Here is a 16,046-nt window from a genome sequence, read left to right on the forward strand (position 1 = left end):
TGAGAAGGGCACGCTGTCCGAATCCTTTTCGAACAGTCACCAGCAGGACACGCGGTCGAACATCAATGACTAGTCGATCACGGCACTTCCGCGAAACACTGTGCGTGGCATCACACGCAGCGTGATGGAGAGTTGCCGGCCCGGAAGAAACCGCGGCTGCATGAGATAACGCGCGGGCGTGCCATCAGCCGCGTTGCCATCAGCCGGGGTGCCATCAGCAGATGCGACGCGCTGCAGCCCATAGTCCAGCACATTGCGCCGACCGATGACATTGAGCACGCTCGCGCCAAGCTCCACACGGGTGCCCGCCACTTCACGCTCCCAGGTGGCACCCACGTCCATGTCGAGCAGTGCCGGACGGCGCATCTGACCGGGCGAAACAATGGGCAGGTCCGCGCTCGATGGCGACGCCCCCAGGAGATCGTAGTACGCCTGTCGCAGTGCCCAACGACGTCCCCACACGCCACGCAGGCGTGTGGCGAGGGTCACGCCACCGCGCTGCACATCGGTGGACCACAGCGCGCGATGCGGCTCGAGCCACGGCACGGGCTGCGCCGTATTCGCGAAACGCGAAGGGAAAGTGCGAGTGGCCCAGCCAAAGTCGTACGCCAGCTCACTGCGCGTGCGCCACGCGCCCTGCGTGACATCACGCTGCAAGCGCAAGCCGACGCCCATGGCCCGACCACTCGTGCCCACCGCAAAGGCCAGCGAATCGGCCACGGCCGTGTTCACGCGCGTCGGGTCGAACATCACGCCGTAGTCGAACATGGGCAGCACCGGGTGCCAGCGCGCGAAGCTCTCCGCGCGCATCTCCCAACCCGGGGCCACACGCCACGCCAATTCGCTGCTGCCGTGCCAGGCCTGCGCCACCGGTGTCCGCCCATCCCCGGGCAACCAGAATCGCATGCCCGGCACGAACGCCGTGGGCATGGTACTGGCCACATCATACTGATTCACGAATTGATGGTAGCCGCCGGCTGCCATACGCCACGTAAACACCCGATCCGCGCCATGCTCCCCGCGCAGCGCCACTCTCGGCTCACCATACGTGCGGCCCGACTGCAACTGCGTCACTCGCAGTCCCACATCGAGATAGCGACGATCGGCGAGCTGCACGGTCGCGTCAGCCAGCACCGTACCACGCCACACCGTGGCGTCCACCGCCAGCGGACGCAACACGCGATTCGCCAGGTTCAGTCTCGCACTCGTGCGTGTGCCCTCGAGACCAAGCGAGACATCCGTCCTCGTGCCGAACGGCATGCGCCACTGCGCAGCCAGCGTGGTCTCGGCAATGCGATTGTCCTCGTGCGCCCCGAGTCCGACCGACGGCGCCGACGTCATGCGCATGCTGCCATCGTGATCCAGCGCATGCTGTGCCGTTCGCAGCTGCAGCTGCTGGCGAACACGCGTGCCCAATAGCCAGCGATGCGTGAGCTGCGCACCGGTGGTGCGCCACGCATAGCGATCATCCGTGTGCAACGCGGTTTCTCCGTCCGACGCCACCGTGCCATCGAAGCGCACGCCTCGCTCCAGACGAAAGGCCGAGGCGTCGATGGTGTGCGCTACCCCAGACTGAAGACGCAGCGCCGCATGCAGGTCATGCAGCGTGACGTCTTCCTGACCAATGGCGGCGGAAAAGGCCGTGGACTCGAGATTCTCCATACCCGGCAGCGCCCCCACGCCGGCCAGGCGGGACAGCAACACCGGCTCCGGCGTGCTCCAGTGACGCATCGCACGCGTCAGTGCGGGCGGCGCCGTCCAATTCCAGAGGCCCGTGCGTCCCGCCAGCATCACATTGCCATTGGCTGAACCCAGCGACAATGGTGCACTGAGCCGCGCCGAAGCAGCCAATGGGTCGGCGTGCACCTCGGCGTGCAGCGTACGGGGCGTGGCGTCCACGAGGTGTTGCAGGTCGAGCACACCGGCCGCATAGCTGCCCACATCGGCCCGATAGCCACTGCGTCGCAGCGTGAGTTGTTCCACCGCCAGCGGCGCCACCATGCCCAGAAGACCGGACAGTGACGTGACGTCGTACAGCGGGATACCATCGAGCCGCCAGGGATGCTCGCCCAGGTCCCCACCCTGCATATGCAGGTCGCCGGTGCCATCACGCCGCGACACACCGAGTGGCAACGGAGCGCCGGGCAGGAACAGCGAGGGCGGCGCAACCACGGCACGCGCCAGCGTGCCCTCAAGCGCCGTTGTACCGGAGGCCGCGTTGGCACTGCTCATGCCCAGGGCGCCGGCCCGCAGTCCGTTGACCACAATGGGGCGCACCAGTTGCGCCTGCGGTGCAAGCATGAGGCGTGTTACGCGGCCCTGTCCCGGCGCGAGCTCCACCTCCATCTGCGTGGGTGCATAGCCGACTGCGCGAACACGCAGCGCATAGCGCCCCGGAAGCAGGTCGCGAAACACAAAACCGCCATCATCCGATGAGAGCAACGCATTCGGCCGCTCAGCCAGCTCCACACGCGCCATGGACAGCGGCGAACCCGAGCTGGCGTCAAGCACCACACCGGCCAGGCTGCCAAGGCGCGGTGCCGTTTCACTGCCCGCGACGACAACGTAGGTGCCCGACGACAGGCGCACAAAATCGAGTCCCGCTGCCTTCGTGATGCAGCGGAGTACCGCCTCGGGCTCCGCATTCTCCAATCGACACGAGATGCGCTGCTGGGCCTGCGCGCCCAGTGCCGACGACTGCCACACGAGACCGATGCCGGCCGTCACGGCCAGTGTTTCGAGTGCATCGGTGACGGGCACGTCGATGAGCGCCAGCGACACCCGCGCGGCAGGTGGCGAGGGCGGCCGGGTGGCGGGGCGTACTTGAGCCGGCAATACGGCGGCACTCAGCACCGAAAGACAAAGCACGGCGGACGCACCAGGCGCCCGCCATGCCGTCCGAAACACGCGCCCTGCGTCGTGTCCTGCTCGGCCTGAAACGGTCCGACGCAACCAGCGAATCACGGCCTGTCGATGCGATAGCCGCGACTGCTGCGCGTAAAGGTCAATCCCTGCGCCGCACACAGGTCACCGAGCACCGTCTCCACATCAGGTTCATCGGGGAAGTAGAACGACACCGTGTTCACGAGGTTGACGCGAGCGCTCCGCTCGATCTGCACGCCATAGCGACGCGACAGCGCATCAAACACCTCGCCCAGCGGCTCGTCGATGGCGGTCATCCCCCCCTGCATGGCTACCGCCACACGAGTTGCCGGCACGCGGTACGGTTCGATCGCTGCCCCCCTCACGCGCGCAGCGTCGCCTGCCGAGAGCTCGAGGCGAGATGCCGCGTGGGAAACGGCCACGCGCCCTTCCTCTACCTGGACGCGTGTGCCATGTGTGGCGTGGGCCGCACGCACCATGAATCGCGTGCCCAATACACGCACCTCGGCATCACCGGTTGCCACCGTGAACGGCCGGCCGTCCCGCGCCACCGCAAAGAAGGCGTCGCCGCTGAGCGTCACGCGACGCGCATCCGGCGCGAGCCAGGTCAGTCCCGTGGCGCGCAGCAGCGCCCAACGCCGCGGATGCGACAAGGTGCTGCCGGGCGTCAGCCACACGCGGCTACCATCAGCCAACGGCAGCATGACGGTACGACGGCCGGCTTCGTTGTGATAGCTGCGCTGGCCGCCGCCCCAGCCAATGCCCACACCCAGTAGCAGCACGGCAGCCGCCGCGAGACCGCGCAGGCCGAACCGGAATCGCCGCGACCGAGTGGTGACGAAGGTTTCGCGCGGTGTGGCAGACAGCACGGAAGGCACAACCTCCACGACCGGTGCGACCTCCGGTGGAGCCAGGTCGCTGGCGTCCGGTTCGTCCGACACCAGTTCGAGCATCGGCGGCACGTCATCACGAAACGGCACGCGGTCCGGATCATTGAGACGCCGCGACAAACGCGTCCACGCCGCCTCACGCTCGGCGGCCGACACCTCATCCGCCGCCAGAGCCGCCCGACCGACCGCATCGTACACGGCCCGCATCGCGGCACCGTCCACACGATCACGCAGGGTTGCGTCGAGTTCGCGCGGTACGCGCATGCCATCAGCGTCAAATGGACGGCGCGTCATGACAGCATCCCCACGAGTGAAGCCACCAGCGTGCCCAGCTCCGCCAAACGACGGCGCAGTGTGCTGAGTGCGGCCACGAGATGGTTGTTCACCGTGCGCGGGGCGCACCCCATGGTGTTTGCCACCTCGGCATGCGACAGGCCCTCCACGCGGGAAAGCAAGAGCGCCTCACGCTGCCTCGGCGGCAGCTCCTGCACGAGCGTGCTCAACTGGCGATTGATCTCCCGATCGACCGTCAGGTCTTCCGGCGTCGGCGCTGGCCGCGCCACCACGGGGTTGTCCCGCGAGACGGGATCGTCGAGCAGGCGGGTCCTCGTCGCGAGATCGCGGCGGGAATTGAGAGCGAGATTGCGCACGGTTCGATACAGCCAGGCACGGAGTGGGATGTCCCCGTCCATGCTCGCACGCCGATCCCACAGGCGCACAAAGGCTTCCTGCACCAGATCCTCGGCCTGCGCATCATCGCGCACGAGTGACCAGGCGAAACGCCGCAGCGGCCCGTACAGCGCATCAAAGAGCTGTCGGTAGGCATCGGCGTCACCGGCCCGCACCTTGGCGGACACGGCCAGGAGGAAGTCGGAATCGACGTCAGTCATGGACATGAGGAACACCCGCCAGCCGGCCCCAATGACCAGTCGGGGGCCGGCGTGCGTGCACCTCAGCTCAATGACGGGGGCGTGGACCGGGTTCCGGCCAATGTGCGCTGCGGCACCGTCCCCTAGGCCGACGTATCAGCCGCCAAAGGGCGCGAGGTATTCGGATGGGACACGCACGGGGTACAGCCAGCCTGCCAGCATGCTCACTATGAGCCCGCCAGCCATCGCCGCGCCGAGCATGGGCAGCAGCAGGGCGGCCTGCCTGAGCCGCGTGGTTTGAGGGGTCGAGCCCAGTCGCCGGTGCAATGCACATCCCATATGTGCGCCCAGCGCCAGCACGGCCAGTCCGTAGTACGGCGCAAAGAACCAGGCAAAGGGCCGTACGTGAAAGCCGGCCGCAGCGAAGTACCAGGTCGTATCGAGGTCAAAGACGCCGCGGCCAGCCAGCACCGCGGTCACATGCACCACCAGAAAGAGCCCGAGGTACAGGCCTGACCAATGCTGCAGTCGTTGCATCCACGGCGCGGCATCAAACAAACGAGCGCGACGCAGCATGGCCGCGCCGCTCAAGCCCTGCAGCGCAGCCGAGACCAGCAGCAGGACCTCCACTGCGGGATGGCGATAGACCGCTCGCGCGGCCTGCATGAAGGCGAGGTGCGCCTCGACTCCGCGCAGGCCAGCCAGGTGATTGACGAGGTGCACAAGGACGAAAGTCCCGAGCACGGCGGCACTTGAACGGTGAACACGGCGAATCAGCACCGATGGCGACATGCCGGAATGTGCCCACACGCCACATCTCGCGCCGAACGATGGGACACAACGCGTTCAGTGACCGCCAAACCGAAGTGGCATGCGGACGAACCGCAGTGCGACGCCCGCCACTACCGATACGTCTCGAAGAACCCCCGCCCCTCACCACTGAGCACCTGCCCGCCCACGCGCCCGCGCAATCGCGCTCGGCCCGCCAACTGCAGAAACCACGGCTTCGCAATGTCACGCGCTGCGGCCGTTTCGCCCCGTTCAATCAGGCCGCGCCGCGTATCGGTGGCTGCGACATCGTCCACCAGCAGCTCCACGTGGAGTGTGTCGCTGCCGCGCACGTCGGTCATCACGCCGCGCGACGGGACACGCAGCGCTGTGCCGTCCACGGAAAGCGTGCGATCGTCCGTCCACTCTACGCGCTGCGGACGAAACAGCGCGCGAAACCCGAGCGAGTCCACCAGATAAAAGAACACCGGCGCCGACGCGGCCTCACGGTCGGTCTGCTGCACGCGCCCATACAAGAAGGTGTAGTCGCCGGCACGACTGCCCCCCCACTCCCAGTTCACCGATCGCCACACGCCCCAGTTGTGATCGTGATAGCCCTGCGCATCAGAAAAGCGAAAGCAGTCCGCACCAACGCACGCCTGTCCACTGGCACGTCCGCGCAACACGGGTACGGCATAACCCGACACCAGCCCCTGCCCACCAAGATCCGCACCCGGGAAGTACTGACGCGGCTCCGGCTCAAGCGTGAACGCCACATCGATGGGCGGCCCGCCGTTCTCCGACTCGGCCTTTGCACGAACGACATAGTGCCCATCGTCACGCACACGAAACTCCGCGTCGCCCACCACCAGGTCCGCACGCGTGGTGTCAAACTGTACGCGTGCTGCCGGTACGCGCCGCGACCAGCGACGCACCGGACGCCCGTCCACCTGTTGACTGATGAGCACCTGCGCGCCCCACTCACCGTGTGGTACGTCGCCCACCAGCATCAGCGTGACGAACAGCCGCTGGCGTCCATCGTCGGATACCACGTTGGCATAGTGCCATTCTGCCCAGCTTGAGCGCGCATCCGCCGGCACCGAGGCCGGCACCACATGGAATCGATCCATCTGATGCAGCCGCTCAGACGGCGTGGGACGCAACCAGGCCACATCGGCGGCGTTGTCCACCCAGCTGCCCGATGCCAGCGGCGGCACAGCGCCCGCCGTATGCGACGCGGAGGGAATTTCACCGAGGGCCCGCACGGGAATCACGCGCGCATCGGCACCCTGGCCAGCCCGCAAATACGCCAGCTTCTCGGAGATCTGCGGCGCTGCGGTCACCACATCAGCCCCCAATCGCGGCGACGTGAGCAACTGCCGATGCACAAAGCGCGCGTTGGCAATGGAGAACCACATGCCGCCCACGCCACCGGTCTTGAGCATCTCCACGTCCAGCCCCTCGGGCAGAACGGTAATGGCTCCACCGCCCACGAGCCGCTCATCACGCGCCTGTGCCATCATCGCCTCGCCTATGGACAGCAGGACGATCATCACCCCCACACCAAGCCCGAACCCGCCAAACAGCAGCGCACTGCGCCATGGCCGATGTGACAACTGCGCGAACGCCAGACGGATGATCGTTCCGAAGTCCATGGCCTATCTCAGTCCCGCAGCCGCTCGTCGCGAACGATCGCACCGTCCTTCATGTGCACCACCCGCCGCGCCGCCTGCGCCAGCTCCTCATCATGGGTCACCACCACCAGCGTGGTGCCGTCCCGATTGAGCTGCTCGAACAGAGCAATGATTTCTGCACCAGTTCGCGCATCGAGTTCCCCCGTTGGCTCATCGGCCAGCATCAGCGCCGGCTTGTTGGCCAGCGCGCGCGCAATGGCCACACGCTGCTGCTCGCCGCCGGAGAGCTGCGTGGGCCGGTGCGCTGTACGCCCGCCAAGCCCAACGTATGTGAGGAGTTCGGCAGCACGAGCCAGCCGTTCGCGCGCCGGCACACCGGCTTCCGCCATGGGCAAGGCCACGTTCTCGGCGGCCGTCAACATGGGCAGCAGGTGAAAGCGCTGAAACACGAAGCCCACACTGCGCAGGCGGAAATCCGTCGCGGCGCGGTCGTTGAGCTGCGCGACATCCTGCCCACGCACACGCACCGCGCCGCGTGATGGCCGGTCGAGCGCCCCCAGCAGGTTGAGCAGGGTGCTCTTGCCGCATCCGCTCGGGCCAACGATGGCGACGTAGTCTCCCTCGGCCACCGAAAGCGACAATCCGCGCAGCGCATGCACCGCGTCGCCGGCCATGGCATAGTCCCGATGGATGTCCACCGCCTCGAGCAGCATCGTTTCAGAAAGTACGCGGCTCATGCCACCGCCTCCTCGCGCAGTGTGGCGGCAATGGGCAGTCGCGCGGCACGCCAACTGGGCAGAATGCCCGCCAACGCACCCGCCACTACCAGCATGCCCATGGCACTCAGGGCGTCCTGCGGCTGAAACACGAAGAACGAAATGTCGGGAGGCAATCCCGGAAAGTCACCCAGAATGCTCTCCAGATAGCGCGCCGTGAGCAGTCCCAGTCCCAGCCCCAATCCACCGCCAACCAGCGACAAGACCAGGCCTTCAGCAACAATCTGCTGTACGATGCGCGTCGCCTGCACACCCAGGGCGCGCTGCACGGCAATCTCTCCGATACGTTCGTTTACGGACACCGTCATCAACGTGGTCACAAGCAGGAAGCCCACGGCCAGCGACACGCTGCCGAGGATGAAGGCAAGGTTGCGGAAGTAGGCGAGACGCTCGTCGGCCTGCGCCACCGCATCAGCAGTGGTCAGGACACTCACGCGCGGAAGCTGCGCGGTGAGGTCACGCGCGACATCACCCGCAGTGGCGTTGGGCTTTAGCCGCACCATGATCGAGGACAAGCGGTCGTCGCGGGCGCCATCGTCGAGCGCCTGCACGTCGGCCAACGGTAACGCGACGACGTGTTGATCCGCGCCCAGATAGTGAAATCGCGCGATGCCCGACACGCGGTACACCTGCGTGCCACGGAAGAGACGGAGCTGCGTATCCCAACCGGATGCGAGGGTCAGCGTGTCACCCACCGCGCGGCCGAGCGCAGCCAGCGCCGCGCGGCTGGCCACCACTTCTCCGCGCACGGGGTGACGACCTTCGAGCAGGGTGTAGTCACCCTGCACGGTCGGCTCAACGCCCAACGCAGCGAGGGTTACCCCCGCGTCACCGCGTGGCGCGATGAGCTGGGTACCAAGATTGGGCGCCACGACCAGCACGCCCGGATGCCGCTGCAATGTCTCCAGCGTAGACCGACCATCACCCACCGTCGCCTCAGTGTCGAAGGGCAGCGTGCCCTTGGGGCTCAGGCGGATCTGAAAGCCGCGCGCATCCAGCAGCTCGCGAAAGGACAGACGCATGCCACTGGCCAGCATCACCATGTCCAGCAGCATGGCACTCGACACGGCAATGCCGGCCACGGCAAGCGCCGTGCGGGCCGGATGGCGAACCAGCGACGCCAAAGCGAGCAGCGCACGCATGCTCAACGGCCCAGCAGCGCAAGTGGAGCCCGCTGCACCAGACGCTGCGCTGCGAGCCAGCCGGCCGCCACGCCCAGGACCGCGCTCAAGACGACGGCCAGCAGCACCACGTCAGGCGTGACCAACGAAAACACCAGCGGCGTACGATACAGCCCCTGATAGAAGCGATTCACAGCCAGCGAACTGACCCAGCCAAGCCCGGTGCCAAGCATAGCGCCCAGCAGCGCAATGGCCGTGGCTTCCACCACGATGGCCTGGACCACGGTGCGACGCGAGAGCCCGATCAATCGCAGCGTGGCGATCTCGCGGCGGCGTTCTTCCACCCGCAGCAGCATGATGCACAAGAGGAAGATCGCGCTGGCCAGAATGGTGATGACCCCGATCGCCCGGTGAAAGCGATTGATGACCGCAAAAGTGCGTCCGGTTTCCACCGCGATATCCCGCGAGAGGTGTGCGCGGAAGCCAAACGCCTGTGCGTTTACCGCGGAGAGCGTGCGTTCGGTCGCGGCGCTGTCACGGGTCACCACGGCAAAACGGTCCACACGGTCGCCGTAGCCCAGCAGCGCCTGCAGGTCACCGAGATGCAGTCGCACCTTGTACTCGGAGCGCGCCACCTCCGAGGGGTCCGCCGTGCGTTTCGTGAAGGCCGACACCACGAGTTGCTGTCCCGGCCCGTCGGGTGTGGTGGCCAGGGTGATGGTGTCGCCCACCTTGAGCGCCGCGTCCTGTCGGAGGCGTTCGTCGAGAGCAATGGTCGAGAGCGCACGTGCGAAGGACCGATCCGCTTGCGCAGAAGCAGGGGTGACCAGAGCCGCCAACACCGCCAGCTGTACTCCGAGAAGCAGCAGAACTCGCATCATCCGCCTACAACGCGCCAGGACGGTTGAGCGTTCCGACGTACGGCACTTCCGCAGCCGCCTCAGCGCGGACGCGGGCCAGTCCAGGAACGCAGGCGACGTCCGTCGTGCGCATACACGCTCACCCGTACGTCCTCAGCCGGCAGGAAGAGGGTCACGGTGTCACGCTGCACCACTTCGACCCGGTCGAGCACGACCGCCTCGTCGGGTTCCGCCGCCCGATGCGCCGTGACCACGCAGCTCTCACGACGGCATTCGGGCACCGACACGCGCCGCGCACGGCGCAGGCCATTCATGGTCATATACGCCGGACGCTCCGCGATTTCCGGCGCCGCTGCCCGCACCGCCACCAGATCCACCAGCAAGGCGCTGGCGCCGATCGATTCGCCGGATGAGTCGCTCAGGAAAATTGTTCCGTCTGTCGGTATGCGACCGCGCAGGGCCTGATGCACTGGATGGCTGGTCTCCGGTCGACTCCGCGCCGTGGCATTGGTCTGATCGACTGTAACCGGATCAATACCCGTCAGCTGCACAAAGTATGCGGCCATCGGCGACCAGTTGGCGCTGGCCTTCTGCTTGATGTGATCAAACCCCGCGTGCACGAGCACCCGAGCCTGCGGGTCCACGGCCAGCGTGCGCGCCACGAGGTTCTGTGCCTGCGCCCAGTCGCGGCGCTGCTGCGGCGTCAGGGAATCGGGCTCATTGAATTGCTGCTCGCTGGCTTCGTACGGCACCAACGTATACCCGAGACGCAGCGCCTCGCGCACGATCTCCGCGAACACCGGCTCACTCAGATAGCTTCCGTCATCCAGCACATAGCCACGCTGTGGGAGTGCGCTATCCACGGCAAAGGCCTCGGCGGCGAAGTAGCGATACCCTTTGGCGCGCAGGGCGCGCAGCAGACGCAGCGTGAGCAGACGGTCCACGGCGGCGTGGTGTCGCTCGTTCACCATGATGACGCGCGCGGTATCGGCCATGGCAACGAGCGTATCGAAAGCCGAAACCTGGCGCGCAGTGCCGTATCGCGTGCGATAGGGCGTCAGATCGCCGGAAAAGGGTCGCCCCAGCTGGTCCCACGCCTCGAGCGCGCGTTGCGGATTGCCAAACGTGGCTTCCGCCTGCGCCAGCAACTGCAGCCAGGCTTGGCGCTCGGGTGATGCACGGCTCCCTTCGCCACGCGCGCTGTCCGGCGCAAAACGCGACGCAGCGGCGCGCAGCCGGAGCAGCGGTGCCCAGGCGGGCTCGCCCGCGCTCGTGCGGGCGAGGGCGTAGGGCGAGTTGTCACTGGCCATCTGGGCCCCTGCGGGTTGGCGCAGCGCACTGGCACTGAGACCCAGCAGGACGAACAGCGCGCGAATGCCAGCAGACATGGTGCACATCGACATGGTGAAGAAGCGTCAACGAGGAGGAGGAAGTATCGCAGGGCGAACTACACACCGCCCTCATGGCAGGGGTCCCGCTCGGGATTTGCCACCGCCCACTGGTACACACGCTGCACAGCGCCCGCCGCGCCCGGCACGTCACCCACCGAGGCGGTAACGCGACCAAGTCCGGTGACCACACTCGGCAGCGAGAGCGACTTGGGCGTCCCGAGAAAGGATTCACCACCGCTGCACGTGCGACGGTTGCCGCGCGAATCCACGCGCCCTTGTGCATCCACACGCGCGGTGAGCCACGCAGCGCCTCGCACAAGCGCCGCGGCCAGTGCGTTGCGTATAGCACCGTCTGGCATCACCGCGTGCACGTCGGCACCAATCTCAAGCGCCACGGCCTGGTAGTTCGTATCCCAGCTGCCACCTTCGACAAACCATCCCTCCGGCGACTGGAGTTGCAGCGCCCGCTGAACAAACGTCTCCGCGCTGCGACGGAGTACGTCGTCTGGCGCGAGGGCGGTGCAGGCCAGCAGGGCTCGGGCGTCGAACAGCAGACGATTGGGCGCCGCCGCATCTGCCACGAGCAACAACGGCGCCTGCGTATACAACCACGCGGCACTGCGCACCGCTTTCTCCTGCACCTCGGCCTGACGCGACGCGGCGATCAATGACCCACCGTCGGGATGTACTGCCAAGGCCAGTAACGCCGTGCAGGCATCGCCGAGAAAGAAGGCGGCTCCACTGGCCACATCGGCATCACTCATGGACTGGCCCATGGAGACGCTTGCTGGTACGCGCGCCGGCAGTCGTCCGGACGCTTCCATGGTGCTGAATCCTGCTTCAATGCCATCGAAGGCGCGCTGTGCTTCTGCCCGCGCACCAGCTGCCAGCAGCATCCGATGCGCGGTGCCCGTGCCCATCTGGAAGCGCGACGCGTACATCGCGCCCCACTGGCGATTTCGACCGATGAGCCGTTCGCCGGGCGGCGGCGTGCCGGCAACCGCCAGACGCGGAGCTTCACCGGGGAAGCGTGTGTGGAACTGTCGATCGGCGTCGAGCAGGCGACGGGCGATCGCGGAGTCGACCATCACACGCACTTCAGTCACGACATCCGGTGGTGTCTCCGACGTCGCGCCCGTCCCGCTACCACATCCAACCAACAGCAACACCGTCGCGCCCAGCTGGCGTCCCACCACGCGTGTGTTCATGCAGACCGTACGCCGACCCGCCTAGGCGAGTTTCCCCGCGACGAGCCGCCGCACCTCGCCGGACACCTGTATGCCCTCTCCAGGCCGTGCGTTCATGCGCACCGCAATGCGACATGGCACACCCATGTGCTGTCCTTGCAGGATCTCGAGAGTCCCGCCGTGTGGCCACCCAAGGTCACGCAGATACCCGGCCAACGCAGCGGCACCCGCGCCGGTCGCCGGATCCTCGTACACGCCGCCGCCGGCAAAGGCATGGCGGGCAAGAAATCGCTGCGCGGTTTCCGCATGCACCAGACCAACGGTGGCCACGCCATGCTCCAGCATGAGCTGACGACCGGCCTCAAATTCGTACTGCAGGGAGGCCAGCCCCTCGGCGTCGCGCAACGCAATCAGCAGATGCGAAGCACCGCCATGGATGCGGGCGGGCGGGATGCGCGGATCGAGATCGTCATGGTGGTACCCGAACACGGCCAGCACTCGAGCTGTGGTTTGTGCGTCGAGGGGCTGACTGCGTGTGCTGGGTGAGCGGAGGGTGGCCGACAAGGACCCGTCCTGCACAAGGCCTTCCACCACAATGGGCGTGCCGTCGTGCAGAACAAGGGGATACGTGCCATTGCCATGTGCCTCGGCAAGCGCAGCGCCCAGCGCAATGGTGGCGTGCCCACAGAACGGCACCTCGCTCGTGGGCGCAAAGTAGCGCACCCGCCACTGACTCCCCTGCTGCGCGGCAAAAACCGTTTCGGAGTAGCCGAGATCAGCGGCGGTCCGCTGCATGACCTCATCGCCAGGGAACTGGTCAATCAGAACAACGCCGGCCGGGTTGCCACCCTGCCCGTCACGCGAAAAGGCCGCAAAGTGCTGAATGTGCATGGAGACTCCTGTAACTGATGTCGTATGGGGCGCCGTATCATCGCGCCGTCCTACGCCATACTCTGAAACTTCGTGTTGGAGCAAATCCTGGGAGCACAGCGTTCCCCCAATGCCGAGTGGCCCACCGGTCACCACCGGTCTAGATTGACTCCAACCAGCAGTTCGCTCCGCGCGCTTCCGAGCGCTTCCGATCGGATGCGTGAACGCTTCACGGTGCCCTCTGTGCCTCGCATCGCCACGCTACCGTTCCAACTCTCCGCCGAGCACCAGGTCATCAGCGGCGGCTCCATCACCACCACCGAAGAACGCCGCAACGGCGTGCTGCGTCTCGAGAATGACGCCGTCATGGTGCAGTGGCGGGTGGAGCGCGAAATCCAGCGCATTGGTCCCGAGATACGCACCGACACCGAGCTCGCGGGCATCCGCGAAGTCACCATTCCCATTCACGCACTGGGCGACGCGCGCATCCAGAGCCGTGGCCGCCTGTGGTGGCGCAAGTGGGAAATCGTACTGACCGCGCGGGACCTCCAGGCCTACGACGCCCTGGCACGCGAGGATGGCTTCGCGTTTGTGCACCCCTCCGAACTTATCCTGCCGCTGCGCAAGGACGCTGTGGAGGCTGCGCGCGACTTCGCGTCCGAAGTGGAGCTGGCCATCGCCGAACATGCGCTGGCGCTGGCGCAGGGGCAGCCTGACGTCAGACTGGCGCGACCTGACACGCCAAAGAACGACGTAGCGGGAACAAACGAGGCGCAACCTGGCTCGGTGTGAATGTGACGCAGTTTGCGCTGCCCTTCGGCAGGGCATAGTGTAAGGGCAGCGAAAGAAGGTCCAACACGGTTTACCGCCGCCGAACGGGAGCAGGTCGATGCCGCAGGGCAACACGCCGGGGACTTCGCAGACCACGGCCATTCCGTTTCGCGAGGCGCTCTGCAGTCTCCCCGCCGGCTTTGCGCTGTACGACCCGGACCTTCGCTACGTGTACGTCAACGAGACCATGGCCGCCTTCAATGGAGTGGCCATCGCGGACCATCCGGGCCGTGTCATTGAGGACATCCTGCCGGCCCCACTGGTCGCGGATGTCCGGGCCCATCTGGAACGCGTGCTCGAAACACGACGCGCAGCGACTGGCGTGGAGATTCAGGGCATCACTGCCCGCTCCAGGGAATGGAGCACCTGGGGCTGTGACTACTACCCGGTCTGGGCACCGGGGACGGACAGCGACGGACCACCCTCCCACGTCGCGGCTTTGGTCCGCGATGTCACCGTACAAGCCGCCCTCGGTGATCGGCTCGACCTGCTGCGCAGTGTCCTGCAGCAGAGCTCCGACGCCCTCTACGTCACGCGGCCCGATCAGGACTTCCGCTTTGTCTTCGTCAACGAGGCCACCGAGCGTCACTACGGACGAACGGCGGCTGAGTTGCTGACCATGAATCCCTGCGACCTCAATCCGCAGTGGACACTCGCAGACCTGCGTGCCTCGTGGCAGCACATGACCACCATCGGCCCACTCGCGTTCGAGACGGTGCACAAGAAGGTCGACGGTCGCCTGGTGCCCGTCTTCATTCAGTCCCGTGCCGTCTGGCACGGCGGTGTGGGCTACGTGGCCGGTGAGATTCGCAGCCTCGAGAAGGAACGCGCGGCGGAACAGGCGCAGCGTGCGCTCCAGGAGCAGCTCGAACATGCCCAGCGACTCGAGGCCGTCGGCCTCCTGGCCAGCGGCGTCGCACACGACTTCAACAACCTGCTGGCCGTGATGCTCGCCAATGCCGACCTGCTCAGCGCTGACGAGCATGGCGGCGACGTCCACGACGCCGCCGAAGCCATTCGCGAGGCCGCACGACAGGCGGCAGAGCTCACGCGGCAACTGCTGACGTTCTCCCGCCGCGATGCCGGCACGCGAGGCGCCGTGGCGCTCAACGGCGTCATTCAGAAGGCCGTGCAGTTGCTGCGCGGTGGCATGTCCGAGCACATCACCGTGGAGACCGATCTGCAGGACGACCTGCCGCCGGCACGCGGCCGCAAGGCCGAATTGGCGCAGATCGTCATGAACCTCATGGTCAATGCCCGCGACGCCATGCCCCATGGAGGGCGCTTGCAGGTCAGCTCACGCGAGGGGACTCTCGCTGACGAACGCGCCTGCATCGAACTGCGGGTGACCGACACCGGCATTGGCATGGACGAGAAGACGCGGCTTCGCATCTTCGAACCCTTCTTCACCACCAAGGAAACCGGTCGCGGCACCGGACTTGGGCTCTCGGTGGTGTACGGCATCGTCCAGCAGCTCGGCGGGACCATCGACGTGGACAGCACCAAAGGACAGGGTACCACCTTCACGGTGCGACTACCGATCAGCGAAGAGGAACACATCGCGCATCCCTTGGCCACCGGCAGCGCGCCAACAGGGCATGGCGAACTGATCATGGTGGTGGACGACGAACCCGCCCTCCGCCATGCCGTGGTCCGCATGCTCACACGGCTCGGCTATCGTTGCATTGCCGCCGAGGATGGCGAGGACGCCCTCGCGCGACTGGCGTTGGGTGGCGATCAGGTGGCCGTGGTGCTCACCGACCTGCGCATGCCGAGAATGCCGGGCGACGTCCTGAGCGAGCACGTGCATCGCATGCGCCCGGATCTGCCAGTGCTGTTCATGTCCGGGCAGGCCGACGATGCCACGGTGCGCGACACTCGGCTGGCCAACCACACCGTGCTGGCCAAGCCGTTTTCAATCGATGAACTGGGAGAGGCGCTGCACCAGGCCCTCTTGACCTGAGGG

13 protein-coding genes are annotated in these 16,046 nt (G+C 66.5%); 2 read left to right on the forward strand and 11 right to left on the reverse strand.

Features of this window, described 5'->3' with window-relative positions; translation table 11 throughout:
* Positions 1–69: 69 nt before the first annotated feature.
* From B2747_RS13190 to B2747_RS13240, 11 genes are all read right to left on the reverse strand, one after another.
* A complete protein-coding gene (locus B2747_RS13190; RefSeq protein WP_291161684.1) occupies positions 70–2,868 on the reverse strand; it encodes a TonB-dependent receptor in 2,799 nt (932 codons plus the stop codon).
* A gap of 92 nt (positions 2,869–2,960) precedes the next feature.
* Entirely contained in the window at positions 2,961–4,067 is a 1,107-nt protein-coding gene (locus B2747_RS13195; protein ID WP_291161686.1) for a FecR family protein, read from the reverse strand.
* A complete protein-coding gene (locus B2747_RS13200) occupies positions 4,064–4,669 on the reverse strand; it encodes an RNA polymerase sigma factor (RefSeq protein ID WP_291161688.1) in 606 nt (201 codons plus the stop codon). The genes B2747_RS13195 and B2747_RS13200 overlap by 4 nt, the downstream gene beginning before the upstream one ends.
* A 129-nt stretch (positions 4,670–4,798) precedes the next feature.
* Complete coding sequence (locus B2747_RS13205; RefSeq protein ID WP_291161691.1) at positions 4,799–5,386, reverse strand: hypothetical protein; 588 nt, start codon at positions 5,384–5,386, stop codon at positions 4,799–4,801.
* Between the two features lie 158 nt (positions 5,387–5,544).
* Positions 5,545–7,065 (reverse strand): hypothetical protein, encoded by a 1,521-nt coding sequence (locus tag B2747_RS13210; protein ID WP_291161694.1) that lies wholly within the window; start codon positions 7,063–7,065, stop codon positions 5,545–5,547.
* Between the two features lie 8 nt (positions 7,066–7,073).
* Complete coding sequence (locus B2747_RS13215; protein ID WP_291161697.1) at positions 7,074–7,781, reverse strand: ABC transporter ATP-binding protein; 708 nt, start codon at positions 7,779–7,781, stop codon at positions 7,074–7,076.
* Complete coding sequence (locus B2747_RS13220) at positions 7,778–8,962, reverse strand: ABC transporter permease (RefSeq protein WP_291161700.1); 1,185 nt, start codon at positions 8,960–8,962, stop codon at positions 7,778–7,780. The genes B2747_RS13215 and B2747_RS13220 overlap by 4 nt, the downstream gene beginning before the upstream one ends.
* Before the next feature lie 2 nt (positions 8,963–8,964).
* On the reverse strand, positions 8,965–9,822 hold the full coding sequence (locus B2747_RS13225) for an ABC transporter permease (RefSeq protein WP_291161702.1): 858 nt from the start codon (positions 9,820–9,822) through the stop codon (positions 8,965–8,967).
* Between the two features lie 59 nt (positions 9,823–9,881).
* The gene (locus tag B2747_RS13230; protein WP_291161705.1) at positions 9,882–11,189 is read right to left on the reverse strand and encodes a hypothetical protein; all 1,308 of its coding nucleotides are present in this window, start codon (positions 11,187–11,189) and stop codon (positions 9,882–9,884) included.
* A gap of 59 nt (positions 11,190–11,248) precedes the next feature.
* Positions 11,249–12,400 (reverse strand): hypothetical protein, encoded by a 1,152-nt coding sequence (locus B2747_RS13235; protein ID WP_291161708.1) that lies wholly within the window; start codon positions 12,398–12,400, stop codon positions 11,249–11,251.
* A gap of 21 nt (positions 12,401–12,421) precedes the next feature.
* Positions 12,422–13,270, reverse strand: coding sequence for a PhzF family phenazine biosynthesis protein (locus B2747_RS13240; RefSeq protein WP_291161710.1), 849 nt, complete (start codon positions 13,268–13,270; stop codon positions 12,422–12,424).
* 195 nt (positions 13,271–13,465) lie between these two features.
* Here B2747_RS13240 and B2747_RS13245 point away from each other — a divergent pair, with 195 nt between their 5' ends.
* Both B2747_RS13245 and B2747_RS13250 read left to right on the forward strand, forming a co-directional pair.
* Positions 13,466–14,041, forward strand: a complete 576-nt coding sequence (locus B2747_RS13245) for a hypothetical protein (protein WP_291161712.1) — start codon at positions 13,466–13,468, stop codon at positions 14,039–14,041.
* A 97-nt stretch (positions 14,042–14,138) separates the two neighbouring features.
* Positions 14,139–16,043, forward strand: coding sequence for a PAS domain-containing hybrid sensor histidine kinase/response regulator (locus B2747_RS13250; RefSeq protein ID WP_291161714.1), 1,905 nt, complete (start codon positions 14,139–14,141; stop codon positions 16,041–16,043).
* The last annotated feature ends 3 nt before the right edge of the window (positions 16,044–16,046 follow it).

The sequence above is a fragment of the Gemmatimonas sp. UBA7669 genome, from assembly GCF_002483225.1.
GTDB lineage: Bacteria > Gemmatimonadota > Gemmatimonadetes > Gemmatimonadales > Gemmatimonadaceae > Gemmatimonas.

Excerpts from the sequence above, each read along its gene's own strand:
- B2747_RS13240 (WP_291161710.1), bottom strand. The coding sequence starts at position 13,270 with ATGCACATTCAGCACTTTGCGGCCTTTTCGCGTGACGGGCAGGGTGGC.
- B2747_RS13225 (WP_291161702.1), bottom strand. The coding sequence starts at position 9,822 with ATGATGCGAGTTCTGCTGCTTCTCGGAGTACAGCTGGCGGTGTTGGCG.
- B2747_RS13195 (WP_291161686.1), bottom strand. The coding sequence starts at position 4,067 with ATGACGCGCCGTCCATTTGACGCTGATGGCATGCGCGTACCGCGCGAA.
- B2747_RS13230 (WP_291161705.1), bottom strand. The coding sequence starts at position 11,189 with ATGTCTGCTGGCATTCGCGCGCTGTTCGTCCTGCTGGGTCTCAGTGCC.
- B2747_RS13245 (WP_291161712.1), top strand. The coding sequence starts at position 13,466 with ATGCGTGAACGCTTCACGGTGCCCTCTGTGCCTCGCATCGCCACGCTA.
- B2747_RS13250 (WP_291161714.1), top strand. The coding sequence starts at position 14,139 with ATGCCGCAGGGCAACACGCCGGGGACTTCGCAGACCACGGCCATTCCG.
- B2747_RS13200 (WP_291161688.1), bottom strand. The coding sequence starts at position 4,669 with ATGTCCATGACTGACGTCGATTCCGACTTCCTCCTGGCCGTGTCCGCC.
- B2747_RS13220 (WP_291161700.1), bottom strand. The coding sequence starts at position 8,962 with ATGCGTGCGCTGCTCGCTTTGGCGTCGCTGGTTCGCCATCCGGCCCGC.
- B2747_RS13235 (WP_291161708.1), bottom strand. The coding sequence starts at position 12,400 with ATGAACACACGCGTGGTGGGACGCCAGCTGGGCGCGACGGTGTTGCTG.
- B2747_RS13215 (WP_291161697.1), bottom strand. The coding sequence starts at position 7,781 with ATGAGCCGCGTACTTTCTGAAACGATGCTGCTCGAGGCGGTGGACATC.
- B2747_RS13210 (WP_291161694.1), bottom strand. The coding sequence starts at position 7,065 with ATGGACTTCGGAACGATCATCCGTCTGGCGTTCGCGCAGTTGTCACAT.